Below are 22776 nucleotides of genomic sequence, written 5' to 3'. Positions count from 1 at the left end.
TCAGATACGTGCGCCGGCCTGATCGAACAGAACGCAGCGATCGGGATCGAAATGCACAGTCAGGATGTCGCCGGGAGCTGGCGCCATGTCGCCGGGCAGGCGGCAATTCAGCCGGTTGCCGGCAATATCCAGCAAAGCGAGCGTGTCGGCCCCCAGCGGTTCGATCAATTGAACGGGACCGGAAATGGTGACGAGGGAGGCTGACGGCCGATGGGTCGAGTCCGGCAAAAGATGCTCGGGCCGCACGCCGAGCTCCGCCGCCCCTTCATAGTCTTGACGTTCGACCGGCACCGGAAAGCGCGTCCCATCCGGCAAGGTCGCAATACCCTTCGCAAGCTGAACGGGCAGGAAATTCATCGCCGGCGCCCCGATGAAGCCGGCAACGAAACGGGTTCTCGGATTGCGGTAAAGCTCCTGCGGCGCCCCGATCTGCTGGATGTGACCGTCCTTCAGCACGACGATGCGATCGGCCATGGTCATGGCTTCCACCTGATCATGGGTGACATAGATCATCGTGCTGCCAAGCCGCTGGTGAAGCTGCTTGATTTCCGCACGCAGGTCGACACGCAGCTGGGCGTCGAGATTGGAGAGTGGCTCGTCGAAGAGGAAAACCTTGGGTCCGCGTACCATGGCGCGCCCCATCGCCACACGCTGGCGCTGGCCGCCGGAGAGTTCGCGCGGGCGCCGTTTGAGCAGATGCGTGAGCTGCAGGGTACGGGCTACATCATCGACGCGCTGCCGCACCTGCGCCTCCGGCACATTGTTCATCCGCAGGGCAAAACCGATATTCTTCTCCACCGACATGTGGGGATAGAGCGCATATTCCTGAAACACCATCGCCACATCGCGTTCCCAGGGGCGAAGCCTGTTGACGATCGTCCCATCGATGGAAATCGACCCCTCCTGAAAATTCTCCAGGCCGGCAATCATGCGCAGCAGCGTCGACTTTCCGCAGCCGGAAGGACCGACGAAGACGATGAATTCGCCGTCGGCAATATCGAAGGAAAGACCATGGATGACACGGTGCGCGCCGTAAGCCTTGACGACGTTCTGGATGGAAAGAGTGGCCATGGGATTATCCTTTGACTGCCCCCGCGGACAGGCCGGCCACAAGGCGGCGCTGGACGAGCAGGGTGAGAATGAGCGGCGGAAGAGCGATCATGGTTGCGGCGGCCATCAGCGCGCCCCAGTTGGTGACGCCTTCGCCAATGAAATTGAACGATGCGACGATGGCGGTCTTGGTATCGAAGCCGGAAAGCGCCAGAGCAAAGAGGAAATAGTTCCAGGTGAAGATGAAGCACAGAATGGCGGACACCACCACACCCGGCATGACCACCGGAAGCACGATGCGCCAGAGCGTCGACAGCGGACGGCAGCCATCCATCTGGGCCGCCTCCACCAGTTCGCGCGGCATGGCGTCAAAATAGGGCAGCATGGTCCATAACGCGACCGGCATGGCGATGACGGCATGGGTGAGGATCAATACCGTATAGGAACCGACGAGACCGAGTTCGGAAAAGATGATGAACCAGGGCAGCAGGAACAGCGTGCCCGGCGCCATGCGTGAGAACAGCGCCAGCGTTGCGGGCCATGTGGTGCGATGCCAGGAGACGGCAAAGGCGGCCGGAAATGCGAGCAGGATGCCGAGCAATGTCGCCCCCGTGGAGACGATCAGCGAATTCAGCGTGTTGGACAGGAATTCCGTACGCTCGAAAAGCTGGCGGTAATTATCGAGAGTGGGTGTGAAGAAAAGGCTCGGCGGCAGCTTCGTCACCTCGTAGCGATCCTTGAAGGACGACAGGATCATCCACAGGATCGGGGTGACCGCGGCGATGACCAGAATGACGGTGCCGAGACCGCCGCGCAGCTTTTCGGCAAGAGACGGCTGATATGCCTCATGTTCGTGCATGAAATTCCTCCTCGGTTTACCAGGTGACCGCCCGCCGCAGCCTTGAAAAGGCGACGACGGTGACCATGACGACAGCCGCGAGCGTAATCATGCCGGCCGAGGCATAACCGAAACGGGAAAACTCGAAGCCCTGCTGGTAGGCATAGATATTGAGCGTGGTCGAGGCATTGCCTGGCCCCCCGCGCGTGGTGATGTAGATCACGTCGAAGAACCGGAGCAGATCGACCGAGCGCAGGATCGCGGCGGAAAGCAGCGTCGGAGCGAGCAATGGAAGGGTAATGTGGACAAGCCTTTTCCAGCCGATGACACCATCGATCTCCGCCGCCTCGAACACCTTCGTCGGCAGGGACTGAAGGCCGCCCAGAACCAGAAGGCCGATCAGCGGCGACCATTGCCACGTGTCGACGGCAGCAACCGTCAAAAGCACCCATTTGGGATCGGCAAGCCAGAGACTTGGGCCGATTCCCACCTGTCCGAGCAGCCAGTTCGCCACGCCGACGGCCGGATCGAGAATGACGATGGCCATCATGCCCACGACCACCGGCGGCATCATGAACGGCATCACCGCCACCGTGCGCACGAGGTTCCGCGCGCTGCGCACGCGGTTGAGGGCAAAGCCGAGCCAGGTGCCGATTACCATCTGCATGGCAAGCGCAAGCCCGTAAAGAACCCAGGTCAGAATGAAGGCGTTGTGGAATTCGCCGTCGGAAAGCAGCTCGGCATAATTTGCGAGACCGACGAACCGGTCCTCCATGCCGAGCGAATTTTCGCGCAGCGACAGCCAGACCGCATAAAGAATTGGAAAGACAATCATCAGGCCGACAAACGCCACGGCAGGCGCCATCATCCAGCGAAAGGAAAGAACGGTCTGGCCGGGGCCGGAGATGCGGGAAGGCATCGGAGCGGTCATCACACGGTGTCCCTCATAAAAATGATACTTGCGTCTGTCATTGCCGCCGTCACGCCGCGCAATGGGTCGTGAAACGGACCGGCAGGCTGTGCAGCGATTAGGGAGAGCAATATTTCCTGCCGGGGATCCGGCTCCGGACTTTACAGCACGGAACCGGACTTGCCGGGAGGCTTCCTGAAGCCCGCGAATTACTGCAGGGCGAGCAACGCCTTGTCCGCCTCGCAGGCGCCATCCTTGATGGTATTGTTGCCGAGCAGATAATCCTGAACCACCTTGCCGATGATCTCGCGGGTCTGCGGCACCTTGTCGGTGGGCGATGCATAATCGCCAGTGCCCGTTTTGCTGATCTGCCTGATGGCATCGGCCCAGCTCTTGCGGATCGGCAATTCATCGGTGAATTTTTTCATATCCGGACCATCAAAAACCGAGCCGCGCGGCGGCGCGACACCCGCATGGATGAGACGCGCCTCGATTTCCGGCGATGTCGCCCATTGCATGAACAGCCAGGTGGCTTCCTTGCGTTTGGAGAAATTCGACATCGACAGGCCCCAGCCGAAAGCGACAGGTTTGGAGATGCCGGTTTCCTTGCCGGGCGGCAGCACCTTGATCGCAAGATCGTCAGCGCGGCCCGGGAATTTGATGATATTGGAGAATTCGTTGGAGGATTCATGCGTCATGGCGACCTTGCCCTGGCCAAGCAGTTCGACGACCTGCGGGAAGGAGTGGTTGGACGAACCGACAGCGCCATAGGTTTTCAGAAGATCGCCATACATCTGCAGGCCGGCTATGGTCTTTTCCTGGCACAGACCCGGCTTCGTCTTGTCCGCCGACTTGAAGTCGCCGCCAAGATTGAAGACAAAAGAGGCCATCGGATAGGGGATGGCATTGCGCACGCCGCGCGCAGTCCAGGCATTGACCGATTTGTCGCATTCCGAAATTGTTTTTGCGGCAGCAGGAATATCCTCGAGATATTGCGGTTCAGGCACGTTGCACTTGGCGAAGATATCCTTGCGCCAGTAGAACAGCGGACCTTCGACATTGATCGGCACGCCGGTCAGCTTGCCATCAAATATCTCGTTCTTGCGCAAACCCTCGCCGAAATCCTCGAAATCGAAATCCGGCGACGTCAGGCTCGCATCCTTCAGCAGCGGGTTGAGATCGGCATACCAGCCGGCCTTGTTGTAGACCGCACCTTCGCGGATTTTCAGCGAAATGAAGGCGTCGACATCGGACGACTTGGCCTGCATGAGCGTCGACAAACGGGCGCGGATCGGGTCTTCGTTGAGAATTTCGACGCGAACCTTGATCCCGGTCTTTTCGGTAAATTCACCGGTCATGTCCTTGATGGCATTCGGCCAGGGATGGTTGGTGAAAAGAACATTTATTGTCTGCCCTTCCTGAGAACGCCAGTTGAAATCGGCGGCTGCCGCAATCGAACCGGTAAAAACGACGCAGGATGCGAGGGCTGCCATTCCTGACGCTGCGGCCAGACTGTTCCTGAAAAATTTCATGTCAATCATATCCTCCCAAATCTCGGTTATTTTCCTCAATGACATACGGCCCTCAGATGAGACTGCGGGCGATGCCTCCCCTCCCGGTCGGCGCGGATTGCTGCACGGCCGCATCTCCTCCCTCAAGACAGACGGACGCTAGCAGGAAAATTTCACTACTGCAACAAGTAACATGTTAGTGTGATTGATAGTGATATTTTCGTTGGCGCGTTGCAAGCCGCCTGCACGGTGCCGCGATTTCGTCGGACATCTCCTGAGCAAGCCCGGCAGCCTGCAAAGCGGGAAATGTTAGGAGGAGAACTACCGCGCGATCGCGCGGTTTTTGGCATTGTGAATATGTTGCTCCATCGCGGCCGCGGCCGCGGCCGGATCGCGTGAGGCGATCGCGTCGAGGAGGTTCAGGTGATCATACATCGTCGGCAGGACGAGAGGAGGATTGAGTTGCGTATGCGCCTGACGGATCAGGCGGATTTTTATCGCGTTCACACGGTAGATATTGGTGAGAATGGAATTCTGCAGCGAATCGATCATTCCGTGGTGAAATCGTGAATCGAGTTCCTGCGCCCTGTCGACCAGGGCCTTGGAGACATGATTGGCATCCGGTTCGGCATTACAGGCATCGATGATATCGAAGTGTTCCTGCCGGATGGCTTCCAGCGTCTCATCGCTCACCAGCCTGGCGAAGACCTGAACAGCCTCTTTTTCCAGAAACAGCCTGACCTGAAATGCGTCCTGCACCAGGTTGAGATCGACCTGGGCAATCTGCATGCCACGCTGCGGAACGGTGACAAGCAGGCCCTCGGCCTCAAGGCGCGGGATCAACTCCCGGATCGCTGCGAGCGGCAACTGGGTGAGCTCAACCAATTGCCGTTGCGAAACAAATTGCCCGGGGCGAAGCTGGCGTGAAAGAAGGTGTTCCGTGAAGCTGGAATAAGCGCGGTCCCTCTGATTGACGTGACCTTCCGCGTTTCTCAGGCTGCGGCCATCCGTTTTCTTTTTCTCGACCAAAGAGCGAACCTCCAATACATGCACCTAACATGTTAGTAAGATTGCCAATGGGATTCAATGACCAAAGAAGTGCCGGAAGAGCATCCGGCATTTTGGAGCAGCAACCGCCCGACGGCCGCTTTTCCTGGCGTTATCCACCAAGGGCCTGCAGAGGGTTAAAATCGGCTGATCAACCCTTGCGTCATCATGACTGATGCCACGATTTCCGCTTACGGCCGCTGCCGGATCAGACCGCGAGAGGCGGGACCCGAACCGGCATTCTTCGCACACAAAATCGGCCCGTCGCTTTCAGGGCGGGCCGACATGCTTTCGAAATCCCTTTCCAGGGGGCTCAGAAGGCAGCCGCCGGTATCCAGCTCGCCGTGGCCGCCGTACTGGTCGAGAAGGCGGGAATCTTCTTCGCAAGTTCCTCGATGGTCTTCACGTCGGCCGCCCGCAATTGCTCCTGCGTGACCAGGACCGGATCGACAACGATGTTTTTCGGCACAGTCTCACCGGCGATTTCAAGGGCGGCGGCGCGTACCGACACGGCACCGACGACGGCCGGATTGGTCGCCGCCGTTGCGACCCAGGGGCTGCCCGGCTCGACGATTTCCTGAATATCGGCCGTGGAAATGTCAGCCGAATAGATCTTGATCCTGTCGCCGATGCCAAGATCGGCCGCCGCCAGTTTCACGCCGCGGGCAAATTCGTCATAGGGTGCAAAAATCACCGAGATTCCCGGATTGGCGCGCAGGACGGCCTTGGCCTGATCGGCCGTCGCCGCCGCGGTCGTATCGCTGACGGTGCCGAAACGGGCTTTTTCGACAATGCCCTGGTTGGCTGCCTTCACCTTGTCCCATATCTCGTTGCGGCGGTCGAGCGGCGCAAAACCCGCCACATAGGCATAACCGGCCTCAAAATTCGTGCCGTTATCCTTGAGGGCCTGATCAAGCGCCAGTTCGGCCAGGCGATGATCGGACTGCTCTACCTGCGGGATCTTCGGGTTATTAAGGTTCACATCGAAAGCGATGACCTTGATGCCCTTGTCCAGCGCCTGCTGAACCACATCCGTCAGCGATTCCGGCTGGCCGTGATCGACGATGATGGCCTGCACACCAAGATTGATCGCCTGCAGGATCTGCTCGCGCTGTTGGGCTGCATCCTGCCTGCCGGGGAATATCCTGAGATCGGCACCCAGCGCCCTGGCCTGCGCTTCGGCACCCGATTGATAGGCCTGGAAGAAATCGCCAGCCGAAATATAGCTGATGAGTGCGATCTTGACCCCGCCCTTGTCGAAGGGCTCTGGCGCGCCTTTTAATCCCTGCGCGCTCGCGGCCCCAGCGGCCAGAAGCGAGGGCAAAAGCGCAAGGGCGAGATAACCGGGTTTAAAAGGCATATGGATTTTTCTCCAATTGGATGGCGGCTGGATAGCCATCTAATTATGTGCATATAATCTATCGTTTTTATGGGTTTAAAATTGCTATTTTGAGCCGGGAACGGAGTTTTCTTTTGCCTCGCGAGCTTGGGCCGGGACAGGTTTTGCTCATGCCGCAAAGATGGGCGCTCTGCGCAAGTATCGGCCGAAACAGCCCGCGGGCATCGCCTAAAAGTGATGAATTTCAAAACCTTGCAACCTGCCCGCGGCACCGTGGAAATTTATTCCCTGCTTTGGCGATACAATAGAAGGGCCATTCTTGTTTGCGGCTGCAAAAGGACTACCAAACTGGATTGTTACAGGATGGATTTCCACACATGCCCCTTCTCGACGTTCAGAACATCTCGCATGCGTTCGGCTCCACCAAGGCTCTCGTCGATGCGCATCTTATGATCGAAGCGGGCGAAGTCGTTGCTCTGATGGGCGCGAACGGTGCTGGAAAATCCACGCTCGTCAAAATCCTTTCCGGGCTTTATCGGCCCGATACCGGAACGATGACATGGCAGGGCAAGCCATTTTCGCCGCAAAGCCCGGCGGATGCGGCATCGCAGGGCATCGTGACGGTTCATCAGTCAACGGATGTCGTCGGCATTCCGGGCCTGACGGTCGCGGATGCGCTTCTTCTCAACCATTTCGTCGATGGCCGTCATCCCTTCTTCCTGTCGAAAAAATCGGTCCGCCGGCAGGCTGCAGCCATTCTCTCAGAAACCGGTTTCGATATGCCGCTCGACCGGGATTTCGAAACGCTGAGCGCCGCCGACCGGCAGCAGGTCGCCATTGCCCGCGCCTTGGCAAACAAGGCCCGGCTGATCATTCTCGATGAACCGACAGCCAGCCTCTCCGCCCGGGAGTCGGCCCGTCTTTACGATCTCGTGCGTTCTTTGAAGGCGCACGGGATCGGCGTGCTTTATATCTCGCACCGAACCGCCGATCTCGAGGCGCTCGCCGACCGGGTCGAAATCCTGCGGGGCGGGCGCAATGTCGGCTCCTTTGCCCGGCCCGTCGATTTCAGCGCCGCCATTGAAACCATGATCGGCCGTTCGCTGGATGCGGCGCGCCCGGACCGGCGGCGCGATTTCGAAAAGACGGTGCTGCGGTTGGAAAACGTGCGTCTGTTGCCGGACAGCGCGCCCTTTTCCCTTTCCGTCCGGGAGGGAGAGGTCGTCGCCATCACCGGCGTTCTGGGCGCCGGCAAAAGCCGTCTTCTGTCCACGCTGTTCGGCCTTGGCTCTTTTTCCGACGGGCAGGCATATCTGGATGGAAAGGCCTATGCGCCGGGCAGCCCGGCAAGGGCAATCGCGGCCGGCGTGGTGATGGCCGCCGAAGACCGGCATAGATCCTCCTTCATCCATGCCGACTGGCCGGGCGAAAGCATTGCCGCAACGATCAGCCTGCCGCATCTCGGCCAATGGTATCCCTCCGGTTTCCTGTTATCCAACCGGGAAAAAGAGGAAGGCCGGAAAGCGATCCAGCGCCTGTCGATCAAGGCGCAATCGGCCGACGCCTCGGTCTGGTCGCTTTCGGGCGGCAACCAGCAGAAGGTCGTCATCGGCCGCTGGGAAGCCGAGCCCAGCCGCCTGCTTCTGCTCGACGAACCGTTTCAGGGCGTCGATGTCGGCGCGAGGCAGGATATCATTGCCGCCATTCGCCGCCATTCCGAGCGCGCCACGCTCATCGCCACTTCAGACCCGGAGGAGGCTTACGAAGTGGCGGACCGCGTTCTCGTGATGGATGGGCACACCCTTTTCGAACAAACCAACGATGCCGGAACGCCGCATCGTCACAAGGAACATGCCTGATGGTCGACGGCACCCGAGATATTTCAGAACAGTCAAAAGAAACGGCGACACTGGAAACCCTGCGAAACGCCATAAGACGCGGCGCGGTCTTCCTGCTGCTGGCGGCGATGGTCGTCGGCTTCTCGCTCGCGCAGCCCGCCTTCATCAACATCAACAATCTCATGAGCATCCTGCAGGCGGTGTCCGTCGTCGCCATTATCGGTGCGGGCGTCAGCGTCACGCTTGCCATCAACGGCTTCGACCTCTCTGTCGGTGCGGTAGCGGCATCCAGCGTCATGGCCGCAAGTTATGCGATGATCGTGCTTGGTTTGAATGCCTGGCAGACGGTGCCGCTGGTGCTGGCCTTCGGCGCGCTTGTCGGCCTTGCCAATGCTTTCCTGATCGTCAGGCTCAAGGTGCCGGACCTGCTGGCCACACTCGCCACCATGTTCCTACTGACCGGCCTCCAGCTCATTCCGACAGCCGGCCGTTCCATCTCCGTCGGCCTCATCCTGCCTGACGGTTCGACGGCCAGCGGCAGATACGATCCCGCCTTCCTGACGATCGGACGCTCCAGCCTGTTCGGCTTCATTCCCCTGCCCGTGGTGCTGATGGCCATCGTCGCCGTCGTTCTGTTCATTCTCACCGAAAAAACGAGGTTGGGCCGCCTGATCTACGCCACCGGCGGCAATGAGACGGCGGCCCGGCTTGCAGGCGCCAATGTCGACCGGATCAAGACCTTCGCTTATGTGCTTTCCGGCACGCTCGCGGCCCTTGGCGGCATCATCGTCGCCGCCCGCGTCGGCCGGGGTGACGTTTCCTCCGGCGCATCGCTGCTGATGGATTCGGTCGCGGCCGCGCTGATCGGCTTTGCGGTTCTGGCGCTGCGCCGCCCCAACGTTCTCGGCACGCTTGTCGGCGCCGTTTTCGTCGGCGTGCTGCTCAATGGCCTCACCATGCTGAACGCACCTTATTACACGCAGGACTTCATCAAGGGCGCCGTTCTGGTTGGCGCGCTGGCGCTGACCTACGGCGTTGCCCGCTCGAAAATCTGACCATTCAATATCCGTCCAGAGAAGTGGAAACCATGTTCAAGACCGTCAAGAAACTGGCCGCGGCCGTCATTTCGCTTACCCTCCTCTCCACCGGCGCCTTTTCCGCCGGTATCGAAGGCGCCCCGGCGCCCTTCGACAAGAAGACGGTCAATATTGCCGTCGTCAGCTTCCTTGGCAGCGGCGACTGGCTGCAGGCCTTTGAGGCCGGCGTCAAGCGGCAGGCCGATACGCTCGGCGTCAAGCTCACCGTCTCCCAGGCCCGCAATGACAATGACACGCAGAGAAACCTCGTCGAGCAGGCGATCAATCTCGGCGTCGACGGCATCATCATCAACAATGGCCGCCCGGAAGTGCTGAAGGACGTGGCGCAAAAGGCGCTCGACAAGGGTATCAAGGTCGTTGCATATGACGTGGACCTCGACAATCCGCAAATCCCGCAGATCGAGCAGAGCGACAAGGACATGGCGAGGCTGGTGCTGGACCAGGCCGTGAAGGACAAGGGCGACGGTTTTGTCGGCGGGGCGGTCTACGTAGCCGGCTTTGCACCGCTCGACCGGCGTTACGCCGTGTGGAAAGATGTCGTCGCCAAACACAATCTGAAGGAAAAGGCCGTATGGGGCGTCGTCAACGATACGGTGCCCGCCTCCGTCGCCGATCAGACGAAGGCCGTCCTGCGCGCCAATCCGGATATTTCCGTCATCTTCACTCCTTGGGATGAATTCGCCAAGGGCGCAAAGCTCGCCATCGACGAACTCGGTCTTTCACAGCAGGTGAAGATCTACGGCGTCGATATTTCGACGGCGGACATCCAGCTCATCACCGAGCCGGACAGCGCCTGGGTCGCCACCGCCGCAACCAACGCCGCCGTCGTCGGTGAAGTATCGGTGCGCGCCGTCGCGCTTTCGATCGCCGGCCAGTTTCCCGGTCGGTCGGTGCTGTTGCAGCCGACCCTCATCACCCGTGACGATCTGGTGAAAAACGACATCGGCACCATCGAGGACCTCCAGAAGAAATTCCCGGCATTTCTGAAAAGCGATGCCGCTACCGCCGCCTGGATTCCCGCCGTCAAGCATTGACCGCCTTCGCCAAGATGCGCCGCCGTTTACGGGCGGCGCTTTTTCCGTCGCAACGCAAGAGCAGACCATGGCCGCCCCAGACCTCTCGACACCCGATTTCGCCCGCAACATGAAACTCATCGGCCACAGCGATATCGGCGGCCGTGGCGATGGCCTGCAACTGATGGTCCATCGCGGTTACGCCTATGTGGCGCATCCTTGGTCGCAGGGTTTTTCAATCATCGACGTGCGCGACGCGAAAAACCCGAAAACCGTCAACTACGTGCAGGCCCCGGCCAACACCTGGAACATCCACCTTCAGACCCATGACGACCTGCTGCTGGTCATCAACGCGCTCGATCTTTTCGCCGATGTCCAGTCCTTCACCGACGAAAAGGCCTATTATACCAAATCGGTCGGCGAGACGGTCGCTGCGGAAAAGAGGGAGCGGGTCTGGACGGCGGGCATGACCGTGTTCGACATCTCGACACCCGACAAGCCCAAAAAAATCGGTCAGCTGGATGTCGACGGCATCGGTTTCCATCGCCTGTGGTATGTGGGCGGGCGTTATGCCTACGCTTCGGCGCTGCTGGACGGTTTCTCCGACTATATCTTCGTCACCATCGATCTTGCCGATCCAACGAAGCCACAATTGCTGGGCCGCTGGTGGCTGCCGGGCATGAACACGGCCGAGGGTGAAAAACCGGCATGGGGCGAGGGAAAACGGTACGCCCTGCATCACGCGCTGGTGCATGGCGACACCGCCTATGCCTGTTGGCGTGATGGCGGCCTGACCCTGCTCGACGTCAGCGATCATTCGGCCCCCAAGCTCATCGTCCATCGCAACTGGTCACCGCCCTATGGCGGCGGCACCCACTCGCCGCTGCCCTTGCCGGGTCGCGACCTGCTGGTGGTTGCCGACGAAGCCGTGCTTGATAATGAAGAGGATGGACGCAAGCATACCTGGATTTTTGACATCCGCGTTCCGGAAAATCCGGTCAGCATTTCGACATTCCCGATCCCGAACGAGATCGATTACGGTAAGAAAGGCGGCCATTTCGGCCCGCACAACCTGCATGAAAACCGGCCGGGATCCTTCGTGTCGGAAACGCTGATCTTCGCCACCTGGCAGAATGCCGGCATCCGCGCCTTCGATATTTCCGATCCCTATCGTCCCGTCGAAACCGGCGCGCTCGTTCCCGCAGGGCCGACAAGGATGACGGACCGGCGACCGGGCCGGCCGAAGGTCATCCAGTCAGCCGATGTCTTTGTTGACGCCAACGGTCTGATCTACGCGACCGACTATAATGCCGGGCTTGAAATCATCGAATATGGCGGTTGAAGCAACGTGGCCTGACAAGAAAATCGCCCGGGCTTTGCCGGGCGATTGTTGGCATGACAGAATGCATCAGACCGCTTCGTCATGGGACGGTTTTTCCCACAGATTGATGCCGCCTTCGACGGCGTAGCGATCGATTTCCGCCAGTTCCTCCGCCGTGAAATAAGGGTTCTTGAGCGCCGCGACATTTTCTTCCACCTGTCTGGCGGAGCTTGCGCCGATCAGCGCCGAGGTCACGCGCTGGTCACGCAGCACCCAGGCGATGGCCAGCTGCGCCAGCGACTGCCCGCGGTTTCTGGCAATCTCATTGAGAGCGCGGGCGCGTTCGATGTTTTCCTGCTTCAAATGTTCCGGCCGCAGGAAATCCCCACCGGGACGGTTGACGCGCGCATCCTGCGGCACGCCGTTCAGATATTTGTTGGTCAGCAGTCCCTGCGCCAGCGGCGTGAAGGCGATTACCCCTGCACCGACCTCGTCGGTCGCATCCAGAAGCTCCTTTTCGACCCAGCGGTTGAAGAGATTATAGGCAGGCTGGTTGATGAGGAGCGGCACGCCGCGCTCTTTCAGCAGGGCGGCAATTTCTCGCGTCTTCACGCCGGAATAGGACGACACGCCGACATAAAGCGCCTTGCCCTGACGAACGGCCTGTGCCAGCGCATCGGCAGTTTCTTCGAGCGGCGTTTCCGCATCGAAACGATGCGAATAAAAAATATCGACATAGTCCAGCCCCAGCCGGGTCAGGCTCTGATCGAGGCTCGAAAGCAGCGCCTTTTTCGAGCCGCCGCCACGTCCGTAGGGACCGGGCCACATGTCCCAGCCGGCCTTGGTGGAGATGATCAACTCATCGCGATAAGCCGCAAAATCCTGTTTCAGTATATGGCCGAAATTTACCTCGGCGCTGCCGGCGGGCGGACCGTAATTATTGGCGAGGTCGAAATGGGTGATGCCGAGATCGAAGGCCTTGAAAAGAATGGAGCGTTGCGTTTCGAGCGGTGTCGTATCGCCGAAATTGTGCCAGAGGCCGAAGGAAATCGCCGGCAGCTTCAGGCCGCTGCGCCCGACACGGCGGAAGGTGGCGTCTTCATAGCGGTTGGGATCTGGATGATACGTCATGGTCGCTGTTTCCTGGTGGCGTTGAATGACCGTCCGGCGATCGGTGATCGCCGGTTCGGATGGGGATTTGTGATTTTGAAACCGGACCCTAGATGGCCCCGTGTCGCGGCGGCAGCACACCGTTCAGATAGAAATTGCCGATATGGTGATATTTCCAGCGGACGGGGTCATGCAGCGAATGCGTTCTGGCATTGCGCCAGTAACGATCCAGCCCGTAGCTTTCCAACGTGGAACGCGCCCCGCCGAGTTCGATGAGCTTCGTGGACGCAAGTTGAGCGGCTTCGGTGCCGAGCGACTTGACCTCCGCCACCGCGATGGAAGCCGCCGCCACCGTTTTTTCGTCCGGTGCCGCAAGCGCACCATCGAGAATACGACCTGCTCTCGTCAAAAGAGCATCGGCCGCATGCACGCGGATGGAGACGTCTCCCACGGCATGGATGGTGTGCGGATCCTCATAACCATGCTCGATGCTCAGTTCGAAAAACGGGCGGGCATGGGCGCGAACATAGGAGATCGTCTCCGCGAGCGCGCCGCGTGCAATGCCGACCTGCACGGCGGCATGAATGATCTGCGCAAAAGGCCCCATGGGTGTCGGCCGCTCGAAGACGACATTGTGATCCACGACCTGGAAGGGCGTGATTTCAACCTCATCAAAGGTGACTGTGCCGCTGCCTGTCGTGCGCTGGCCAAAGGACGTCCAGTCGTCAACAAGGGAAAGACCAGCCGTTGCGCGGTCGATGAAGACGATGTTCACCCGCCCATCCGGCCCCTTGGCGACGACAACGATGATATGGGCAAACAGAGAACCGGTGGAATAGAACTTCTGTCCGTTCAGCAACAGCCTGCCGTCCCGCTCGGCAAAGTGCGTCTTGTAGTCGACCGGGGTTTTCGTGCCGATTTCGGTAAAGGCATTGCCCAGCCGGTCTCCGTCGAGAATGCGCTGAAAATAATGCCGCTTCTGTTCCTCGCTGCCGGCCAGCCGCAAGGCCTCGACCATGTAGAAATGGTTTTGTGGAATTTGCCCGATACTGCCATCGGCGGCCGAAATGATGGCGGTCACTTCCGCCAGCGTAACGGCGGAAACCCCGGCGCCGCCATAATCTTTCGGAACGGTGATGGCCCACAACCCGCTTTGCGAGAAACGCTCGATTTCAGCGAGCGGCAACCGCCGCTCCCGGTCACGCTCGACGGCCCCGACGGCAAAGCCACGCGCAAGCTCCTGCGCAACGGCAATCGCTTCCGCATCGTCCTTTATGATGTGGGCCTTCGTCCGGCGCGGCGGAATATGCGGCGCAGGTTTTCCCGAGGTCAACGCGGCCTCGCGATGCAGCTTCCGGTCAGTCGTTGTCATGGAAACGGCCTCAATTCCAGGCATGGCGCGGGGGATGCGCGCCGTTCAGATAATAATTTCCGACATGGAAATATTTCCACCGCACCGGATCGTGCAACGTATGGACGCGGGCGTTGCGCCAGTGCCGGTCCAGCCCATGTTCGGCAAGCGTCGAACGGGTGCCGGCGAGTTCGAACAGTTTGTTGGTTGCCAGAATGGCGATTTCGGTGGTCAGAACCTTCGATTCCCCGGTCCTGATCGTCGCTTCCGAGACGGTTTCGAGCGTCGTGTTCCGTTTTGCCGTGTCAATGCTGTGACCGGCGATTTCCAAGAGCGCCTCGGCTGCATGCAGCCGGATTTTCAGATCGCCGATGGCGGCAATGGTGAAGAGATCTTCGCCAGCCGTCTGCTTGCCGCTGTCGAGCCACGGACGGCTGTGCTTGCCGATGAAGGCGATGGTGTCATCGATCGTGCCGCGCGCGATGCCCACATCGATCGCCGACTGGATGATCTGCGAGACCGGGCCACCGATGGTAGGATGATCGAAGGACGTGACCTTGACCGCCCTCTCCCCGGGAACGCGGACATTTTCGATCTTCACCGATCCCGATGCCGTGGTGCGCTGACCGAAGCTCGACCAGTTGTTGGTCACCGTCAGGCCCGGAGCATCGCGGTCGGCGAAAACGAGGTATCCCTGCCCCGTCTCGTCGAGTGCGACAATCGGCACGATATGCGCGAGCAGCGCACCGGTCGTATAAAATTTCTCGCCATTGACGACGACGCTGTCGCCGTCATGAACCACTTTCGTCTCGAAATCGGCGACGGTCTTGCTTTTCAGTTCGGAAAAGGCGTTGCCGTAACGAATACCCTGAAGCGCCCAGCCGAAAAACAGCTTCTTCTGGTCTTCCGTGCCGTCCAGTTCGACGGTGGCGACGATTGCCAGATGGTTCTGGGTGATCTGGGCAATCGCAGGATCGGCTGCGGCAATCGTTGCAATCACCTTGGCGAGCGTGGCGTAAGAGACTTCCGGCCCACCATAGGCCTTGGGAACGTTGATGCTCCAGAGACCGCTCTGGGAATATTCGTCGAGCTCGTCGATGGGCAACAGGCCTTCCCGATCGCGCAGCGCCGCACCGACCTTAAATTTTTCCGCCAGCCGCTGCGCGATTTCTATGGCTTCCGCATCCGACGAGACGATATGCGCCGGCTTCGCCGGACGCGGACGCGGCGCAATCGGGTCCGCAGAATTAACGCGGGGATGAACACTATAGTCGATCTTGGTCTCGGAAATCGTGCCCATGGGACGCCTCGCAAACACGGTGAATGATGGCGTGAGCATCGCATAAGGTGCGGCACTGAACAGTAATTCTATGTTTTTTATATTCTAAAAAAGAGAAGGTTTTTCTCTATTATCGGCAAAAAATGAAAGAGTCGCGGAGCGACAGAGCGCCGGTGAAGCGCGAAATATCTACCCCGAAACAGATTGCACCGCAGCCGACCGGGTGACCGCCGCCACCGATGCGAGACGGCGCGCTATCACCTGCGCCACGTAGACCGCGTGTTCCGTGACCTGAGGCAGGCCCATCAATTCCCCGAAGGTTCCGCGCGCCAACGGACCGCCGATCAGCAATGTTTCGATTGTCTCACCTTGCCTGTCGACGGCACGCGATTGCTCATCGCAGCGGATACCAAGCCCCGTTGGGCACAGGGTCAGAAGACCCGCCTGTTTCAGACCGGAAAGAAAGGCCTGCGAGTTCAATATCCCGCCATGGGCCGGACCCGTCGTGACGATGACCGCATCGACATCAGTCGGCGTGACGTCCTTGTCACCGCGAAATCTGATATCGATATGCAATGAACCGCCTTTGTCGGGCCGCGCAGAAACAAGCGAACCTGCGGCGATCTGCAATTGACCGGAAAGGACGGCGGCGTCCAGCAGCGTCTCCACCTGCGGCGCGATCCTGAAGCGATGCGCATCCCAGAAGGGGCGCAACCAACGGACGATCCGACGCCGTTCGTTGACCGGAAGATTGCGCCAGATGTCGCGCCCTTGCAGGCGGACGGCGTCCAGAACGCCATGCCAGGTCGCACCGTCGGCTTCGGAGACACGCAAGGCTGCACGAATACGCCGCAACAATTCCGATGCGCGTCCCGATGGCGGATCGGTAAAGTCACCATAAGGCTCCTGCGGCACGGCTGGATGGCCACGGGACCGCAGGCCGCGGCGCGACAGCGAAACGACCGGCCCATGATGACCGCGCCGCCTGAGCGCGGCAAAGGCATCGGCCGCCGTCAGGCCATTACCGACGATCAGAACACGGTCTTCCGCATCGATCTTGTCCAGCGCGGCATCCGCATTCACGTCGGCCACCAGTTTCGAATGGCCGGCAAGCGGTTGCAGCACCTGCGGTAGGGCCGGCGGCGGATGGCTTGTCGCCACCACCACGATATCCGCGAAGTGGCTGTCTCCGTCCGCGGTCAGCAATTCCCAGCCATTGCCGCGGCGGCCCACATGCTGCACGGTACTGCGCCTGTGCTCAAGGCCCCCCGCCTCCAGCAAAGGGGCTATTTCGGCAGCGACATAGGCGCCGAAGACGCTGCGCTGCGGATAGGCCTGCCCATCCGGCAAAACCGCCGCAGCATCATCGGCCAAGGCGTTCGTTCTGTCGAGATAACGGACGAAACTATCAGGGTCGTCGGGATAAAGCGTCATGCGCCCGGCCGGCACGTTGATCCGGTTGGCAGGCTCCGGCGTGGAATAGGCAAGTCCCGCCCCCAATGTCGCCCGCGGCTCGAAAACGATGACCTGCACCGCCTCCAGCCGTTCGACAGCCCTATGGAGGTGAACGGCAAGCGCTGCTCCGCTGAATCCGCCGCCAATGATGGCGACAATCGCATTCTTCCGGTTTACTGGCATATCAACCCGTGTGATCTCGTCGCCTTGCGGCTGCGGAAAAATCTACAACATTTGTCGATATAGTAGCCTTAAGAATTTCCAATCTTGGCGGGCGGAGCGAAAAAATCATCCGCATCGCCGTCTTCCGGCACCGGTTTAATTCACACATGCATGACGGAGTGACGGCAAAGGGCTGTTGCCTGCCGCTTCAAGCGCGGAATTTTATTCTCCAAGATAGTCTATAAAAAACATCAGGAAACTGTCGCGCGCTTCCGGCCGCCTTTATTCTCGGCTGCGACAGATTTGGGAGTTCAGCATGAGCAAGACCATCCGCTTCAATGCCTTCGACATGAATTGCGTTGGCCACCAGTCGCCGGGCCTCTGGGCGCATCCGCGCGATAAATCCTGGAAATACAAGGATCTCGACTACTGGCAGGATCTGGCCCGCACGCTGGAACGCGGCGTGTTCGATGGCATCTTCATCGCCGACGTCATCGGCTATTACGACGTCTACAAGGGTTCGAATTATCACGCCCTCCATCAGGCCGCGCAGATACCGGTCAATGATCCGCTGCAGCTTGCCGCCCCCATTGCGCTGGCGACGGAACATCTGGGCATCGGCATCACGGCCTCCACCTCGTTCGAACATCCCTACACATTTGCACGCCGGCTTTCGACCGCCGATCACCACAGCAAAGGCCGGATCGGCTGGAATATCGTGACTTCCTATCTGGAAAGCGGGGCGAAAAATATCGGCCAGGGCGGTCTGCGCCGCCATGACAACCGTTATGAAGTGGCCGCCGAATATATCGAGGTGCTCTACAAGCTTTTCGAGGGCAGCTGGGAGGAAGGCGCGGTTCTGCGCGATCGTGACCGACGCATCTTCACCGATCCCGCCAAGGTTCATGAAATCGGCCACAAGGGCAAATATTTCGAGGTGCCGGGCTACCATCTGAGCGAGCCCTCGCCGCAACGCACTCCGGTTCTTTATCAGGCGGGCGCGTCAGGCCCCGGCAAGGCCTTCGCCGCCGAACATGCGGAATGCATCTTCGTGGCTGCGCCGACCAGATCCGTTCTCAAGCAGCATGTGGCGGAAACCCGGCGCCGCGTCGCCGAAGCCGGCCGCGACCCCAAAAAGGTCTATATCTACACGCTGGTCACCATCATCACCGACGAGACGGACGAAAAAGCGCAGAAGAAGTTCGAGGAATACCGGGACTATGTCTCCTATGACGGCTCGCTGGTCTTCATGTCCGGCTGGAGCGGTATCGACTTCGGCCAATATGCACCGACGGACCAGGTCCGGAAGGTCGAAACCAATGCCATCCATTCCTTCGTGGAACACATAGCCGGCGGCGACAAAGCCTGGACGATCGACGAACTGGCGAAATTCGGCGGTATTGGCGGCCTTGGCCCGGTCTTTGTCGGTTCGCCTTCCCGCATCGCCGACATCCTGCAGGAATGGGTGGATGACACGGATGTCGACGGCTTCAACCTCGCTTATGCGGTGACACCGGACAGTTTCGAGGATGTGGTCGGTTACATCGTGCCCGAGCTTCAGAAACGCGGCGTTTATCCTACGACATACAGGACCGGGACGCTGCGTGAAAAGCTTTTCGGCGATGGCGATTACCTGGCGGCCAACCATCCGGCCAACCGCTACCGCGACATTGAAGCCGTCAAGCGGGAAGAGGCGGAAGCAGCCAATACGGTGCCGAAAAGCGCCGCGATCTGACAGCGGCTGCCGCACTGCAGGCGGCACGCTCACATTGCGTGATCGGAATTTTCATGCGCCTTGCGCCCGCCCCTGCTCCACAGGGGCGGTTTATGCATGGGCGGCCGCCTTGCGATTGGCGAAGCCGATGGCGAGCACGAGGAAGATCAGCAAACCCGTACCGACCTGTTGCCAATAGAAGTTCAGGCCCGAGAGCAGAAGGCCGTTGGCGACGATGCTGAGCAGCAGCACGCCGAGAACGGTGCCGGGCACATTCGGCCGCCCCCGTGCATCAAGCGTCGTGCCGATGAATGTGGCGCCGATCGCATTCAGCAAGAAGGCATTGCCGGATGACGGAATATAGACGGTCACCGTGGAGGTGATGATGAGCCCGGCAATGGCGGCGACGAAGGCCGCCAGAACATAGACTGCCGCGACGCTGCCGGAAAGCCGGATACCGGAATAACGGACAACACTCGCCTGGATTCCGGAAGAGACGACAACGCGGCCGAAGCGCGTGGCGGACAGGATCACCCATGCGGCGATGACGACGAAGAGCGCAACGATCAGCGGGACGGAGACGCCGAACAGGTTGCCGTGGCCGAGGAACCGAAAGGTTTCGGGGATTCCGGCGGGCGGCAGATAGACGGGATTGCCGCCATTGGTCAGCAATTGCTGGACGCTGCGGCCGACGAACAGCGTGCCGAGCGTGGCGAGGAACGGCGAAATACCCACACCGGCGATGAGAACGGCGTTGAAGACGCCGACCAGTGCACCGGCGGCAAGGCCCGCCAGCGCCGCGATTGCCACCGGCTGTCCGGCAAGCACCAGCGATACGAAGGCGAAACTCGCAAAATCGATCGCGGCGCCAACGGAAAGATCGATACCGCCGGAGGCCACCACGAAGGTCATGGCGATGGAAACGATTGCCAGCAGCACGAAATTGTTGACCAGCACGCTGACGAGGTTCGTCGCGGTCAGAAACCCGGGCGCCAGACCCGCAAACAGGGCGAAAACGATCAGCAGCGCCGCTGGCAGCGCAAAGCGCGCACCAGCCCGCAGGATCGGGATGATCGTGGTTTTATTGTGCGGGGCGACGGCGGCAGTCGACATGTTAGCGGTTCTCCCGGCGCAAAAGGGTGGTGGCGGATACGACGAGCAGGATCAGCAGGCCCTGGACGCCGCTCACCAGCGTGCTGGAAATGTTGAGAAGCTGAAAACCGTTGACGAGGAAACCGACAAAAAGCGCCGATAGCAGCGTGCCGGTCACCGTCGGCACCAGACGACGTGAAAAGACGGCGCCGAGCAGCGCGGTGACTACCACCGGCAGCAGCATTTCACCGGATCCGGTGGTGCTGCCGCTGAGATAGGAAACGGACAGGATGCCCGCGAAACCGCCGAACAAGCCGCTTGTCACAAACGCACCGGCCACGAAGGATCTTACCGGCAAGCCACCTGCCCGCGCCGCCTCGGGAAATTCCCCCACCGCATAAAGGCGCAAGCCCAGAGGCGTATATTGCACCGCGGCGGCCACCAGCCCGGCAAAAAGGATGAGCACATAGGCCAACACCGGTATTCCGGCGGGACCACTGGCGGAAAGTGCCGAAAGGAAATCGGTGGAGGCTGGAATGACGGTATTCTGCGTCAGAACCAGTTCCAGCCCGGCCACGACATTCATCACCGCAAGCGTTGCCAAAAGCGGCACGATGCCGACCACCGTGACGGCGACCGCGTTTACCGCCCCGATCGCTGCCCCCGTGGCAAGCGCTCCCGCCGCAGCCGTGGCATCGCCATATCCAGCCTGTATGAGGGTCGCGTAAACCGCAGCGCTCAGGCCCATATTCGCCGCCAGCGACAGATCAATGCCGCCGGTGACCACATGGGAACCGCCGGCGATGATGACAATCGTCAGCCCGATGGCGAGAACGCCACCGATGGCCGATTGCGCCAGCACATTGCCGATATTGCCCACGGACAGAAAGAACGAGGCAGCAAGCGAAAAGAAAACAAACACGGCGACGAAGACCGCAAGCGCGCCGCCCCGCAGGGCGAAAGTCGCAAGTCGGCGATGAAACCTGCTTTCGCGCGGGCGCGCAGAAGTCACCGCCTGCGGCAAATCCAGATCAGGAGGCGTGTCAGCCACCATCTCAGATGCTGTGAGTATTGGCGTCCGAAGCACCTGTGACCTCCGATAGAATTTGTTCCTGCCGCGTGTCCTTCGAGATGAATTCGCGTGCAATCCGGCCGCGGAAGAAGACCAGGACCCGGTCCGTAATGCCCAAAAGCTCTTCGATGTCGGACGAGAGGACGATGACGCCCGCACCACGTGCAGCGAGTTCGCCGATAAGCGTGTAAATCTCGACCTTGGCGGCAATATCGACGCCGACCGACGGTTCATCGAGAAGATAGATTTCCGATTGGCGGCTCAGCCATTTGGCAATCGCAACCTTCTGCTGGTTGCCGCCTGAGAGGGTTCTGACCAGCGCCTCCGGACCTTCGGTTTTTATCTGCAACCGCTCGATCAGATCTTCGGTCTGCTGCCGCTCCTGCGTCTTCCTCAGAAATCCAAGGCGGGAAAAGCGGCCGAGACCGGCAAGCGTGGTGTTTTCCGCAACGGTCAGATCAAGCGCAACACCGTCACGACGACGATCCTCAGGAACGAGGGCAAGGCGCCGCGCCGCCGCATCCGCCGGGCTGGAGGAGGTTATCGCCTGGCCGTGCGCCTCGACCGTGCCGGATGACGGCGTCTCCAGTCCGAACAGGGTGCGGATGACCTCTTTTGCGCCTGAACCGACCAATCCTGCGAGGCCAAGCACTTCGCCTTTCTTCAGCGTGAAACTGACATCCGAATATTTGCCGGCAAGCGTGAGGTCTTTTACCGACAGGAGCGCTTCTCCGGGAACAAGCTGGGGCTTGGGGTAAAGCTCGGCGATGTCGCGGTTGACCATCAGCGCGCCGATTTCAGCAGCCGATGTATCGGCGACGGAAAGGGTCGCGACATCGCGTCCATTGCGCAGGACCGTCACCGTATCGCAGATATCGACGATCTCGCCGAGATAATGCGAGATATAGATCACCGTTATGCCATCGTCCCGCAGCCGCCGGATGAGCGAAAACAAAAGCGCCGCCTCCCGCCGCACAAGCGCTGCGGTGGGTTCGTCGAACACCAGCACCTTCGGATTGTCGAGCAGTGCGCGCGTGATCTGGACGATCTGCTTTTCCGCCGCCGACAGATCGGAAATCAGCGCCGAGTTCGGCAGGCGCATACCGAAATAGCGCTCGAGCACCTCTGCGGCACGGCGGCGCATCAGGTTGCGATCAAGAAACGGCGTTCCCTTGATGCGTGGTTCACGCCCCAGAAAAAGCGCTTCACTCACCGTGAATGTGGGCACCAGCAAGCGGTCCTGATGAATGAAATGAATACTGAGCTTTTCGACAAGGTGGGGCGTCAATCGATCATGGGATTTTCCGTCGATCTCGATCGAACCGCCATCCGCACCGTGCAAACCGGCAAGCAACTTGATGAGCGTCGATTTGCCGGCGCCATTTTGGCCGACCAGGCCGTGAACGGTGCCACGGCGCACGGCAAGCGATGCACCGGACAGGGCCTTGGCGCCGCCGAAGGACTTGGTAATATCGTGCAGACGAATGATGTCGTCCGTCTCGCGGGCCTCGACCGGGTGGTCCGGATATATTGCGACAGCCACGGCAATTTCTCCATGCTCGGCGGTTCAGATCGTT

18 protein-coding genes are annotated in these 22776 nt (G+C 60.1%); 5 read left to right on the top strand and 13 right to left on the bottom strand.

The window, feature by feature from the left end:
* The 6 genes from ACI2KA_RS05280 to ACI2KA_RS05255 all read right to left on the bottom strand — a co-directional run bounded on the left by ACI2KA_RS05280 (position 1) and on the right by ACI2KA_RS05255 (position 6716).
* Positions 1-1071 (bottom strand): ABC transporter ATP-binding protein, encoded by a 1071-nt coding sequence (locus tag ACI2KA_RS05280; RefSeq protein ID WP_404499885.1) that lies wholly within the window; start codon positions 1069-1071, stop codon positions 1-3.
* Positions 1072-1075: 4 nt separating this feature from the next.
* On the bottom strand, positions 1076-1909 hold the full coding sequence (locus ACI2KA_RS05275; RefSeq protein WP_404499883.1) for a carbohydrate ABC transporter permease: 834 nt from the start codon (positions 1907-1909) through the stop codon (positions 1076-1078).
* Between the two features lie 16 nt (positions 1910-1925).
* Positions 1926-2819, bottom strand: a complete 894-nt coding sequence (locus tag ACI2KA_RS05270) for a carbohydrate ABC transporter permease (RefSeq protein WP_404499881.1) — start codon at positions 2817-2819, stop codon at positions 1926-1928.
* 188 nt (positions 2820-3007) lie between these two features.
* A complete protein-coding gene (locus ACI2KA_RS05265) occupies positions 3008-4330 on the bottom strand; it encodes an extracellular solute-binding protein (RefSeq protein WP_404499879.1) in 1323 nt (440 codons plus the stop codon).
* Between the two features lie 300 nt (positions 4331-4630).
* On the bottom strand, positions 4631-5338 hold the full coding sequence (locus ACI2KA_RS05260) for a GntR family transcriptional regulator (protein ID WP_404499877.1): 708 nt from the start codon (positions 5336-5338) through the stop codon (positions 4631-4633).
* A gap of 331 nt (positions 5339-5669) precedes the next feature.
* On the bottom strand, positions 5670-6716 hold the full coding sequence (locus ACI2KA_RS05255; RefSeq protein WP_404499875.1) for a substrate-binding domain-containing protein: 1047 nt from the start codon (positions 6714-6716) through the stop codon (positions 5670-5672).
* A 356-nt stretch (positions 6717-7072) separates the two neighbouring features.
* On the opposite strand from ACI2KA_RS05255, the gene ACI2KA_RS05250 reads away from it, so the two are divergent.
* The 4 genes from ACI2KA_RS05250 to ACI2KA_RS05235 all read left to right on the top strand — a co-directional run bounded on the left by ACI2KA_RS05250 (position 7073) and on the right by ACI2KA_RS05235 (position 11985).
* The gene (locus ACI2KA_RS05250) at positions 7073-8554 is read left to right on the top strand and encodes a sugar ABC transporter ATP-binding protein (protein ID WP_404499873.1); all 1482 of its coding nucleotides are present in this window, start codon (positions 7073-7075) and stop codon (positions 8552-8554) included.
* Positions 8554-9588 carry an ABC transporter permease gene (locus ACI2KA_RS05245; protein ID WP_404499871.1) on the top strand — a complete coding sequence of 345 codons (1035 nt, stop codon included), beginning with the start codon at positions 8554-8556 and terminating at the stop codon, positions 9586-9588. Before ACI2KA_RS05250 ends, ACI2KA_RS05245 begins: the two co-directional genes overlap by 1 nt.
* 32 nt (positions 9589-9620) lie before the next feature.
* Positions 9621-10664 carry a substrate-binding domain-containing protein gene (locus ACI2KA_RS05240; RefSeq protein WP_404499869.1) on the top strand — a complete coding sequence of 348 codons (1044 nt, stop codon included), beginning with the start codon at positions 9621-9623 and terminating at the stop codon, positions 10662-10664.
* Positions 10665-10731: 67 nt separating this feature from the next.
* A complete protein-coding gene (locus ACI2KA_RS05235; protein ID WP_404499867.1) occupies positions 10732-11985 on the top strand; it encodes an LVIVD repeat-containing protein in 1254 nt (417 codons plus the stop codon).
* 66 nt (positions 11986-12051) lie between these two features.
* On the opposite strand, the gene mgrA is transcribed toward ACI2KA_RS05235, so the two are convergent.
* The 4 genes from mgrA to ACI2KA_RS05215 form a co-directional block, all read right to left on the bottom strand.
* Positions 12052-13095 carry an L-glyceraldehyde 3-phosphate reductase gene (gene mgrA, locus ACI2KA_RS05230; RefSeq protein ID WP_404499865.1) on the bottom strand — a complete coding sequence of 348 codons (1044 nt, stop codon included), beginning with the start codon at positions 13093-13095 and terminating at the stop codon, positions 12052-12054.
* A gap of 88 nt (positions 13096-13183) precedes the next feature.
* On the bottom strand, positions 13184-14446 hold the full coding sequence (locus ACI2KA_RS05225) for an SfnB family sulfur acquisition oxidoreductase (RefSeq protein WP_404499863.1): 1263 nt from the start codon (positions 14444-14446) through the stop codon (positions 13184-13186).
* A 10-nt stretch (positions 14447-14456) separates the two neighbouring features.
* Complete coding sequence (locus ACI2KA_RS05220) at positions 14457-15725, bottom strand: SfnB family sulfur acquisition oxidoreductase (protein ID WP_404499861.1); 1269 nt, start codon at positions 15723-15725, stop codon at positions 14457-14459.
* A gap of 168 nt (positions 15726-15893) precedes the next feature.
* Positions 15894-17342 carry an FAD/NAD(P)-binding protein gene (locus ACI2KA_RS05215; RefSeq protein ID WP_404499859.1) on the bottom strand — a complete coding sequence of 483 codons (1449 nt, stop codon included), beginning with the start codon at positions 17340-17342 and terminating at the stop codon, positions 15894-15896.
* Between the two features lie 295 nt (positions 17343-17637).
* Between ACI2KA_RS05215 and ACI2KA_RS05210 the strand changes: the two genes are divergently transcribed.
* A complete protein-coding gene (locus ACI2KA_RS05210) occupies positions 17638-19056 on the top strand; it encodes an LLM class flavin-dependent oxidoreductase (protein WP_404499857.1) in 1419 nt (472 codons plus the stop codon).
* 90 nt (positions 19057-19146) lie between these two features.
* Here ACI2KA_RS05210 and ACI2KA_RS05205 read toward each other — a convergent pair whose 3' ends face one another.
* The 3 genes from ACI2KA_RS05205 to ACI2KA_RS05195 are packed head-to-tail and all read right to left on the bottom strand — an operon-like array spanning position 19147 to position 22742.
* Entirely contained in the window at positions 19147-20148 is a 1002-nt protein-coding gene (locus ACI2KA_RS05205; RefSeq protein WP_404499855.1) for an ABC transporter permease, read from the bottom strand.
* 1 nt (position 20149) lies between these two features.
* Entirely contained in the window at positions 20150-21181 is a 1032-nt protein-coding gene (locus ACI2KA_RS05200; protein ID WP_404499853.1) for an ABC transporter permease, read from the bottom strand.
* A 1-nt stretch (position 21182) separates the two neighbouring features.
* Positions 21183-22742: a sugar ABC transporter ATP-binding protein gene (locus tag ACI2KA_RS05195; RefSeq protein ID WP_404499851.1), complete on the bottom strand. Its 1560-nt coding sequence runs from the start codon at positions 22740-22742 to the stop codon at positions 21183-21185.
* Positions 22743-22776: the final 34 nt, after the last annotated feature.

Source organism: Agrobacterium sp. NPDC089420 (assembly GCF_044900305.1).
In the GTDB taxonomy this organism is placed as follows: domain Bacteria; phylum Pseudomonadota; class Alphaproteobacteria; order Rhizobiales; family Rhizobiaceae; genus Agrobacterium.
This window is presented reverse-complemented; position numbering and strand designations above follow the sequence as displayed.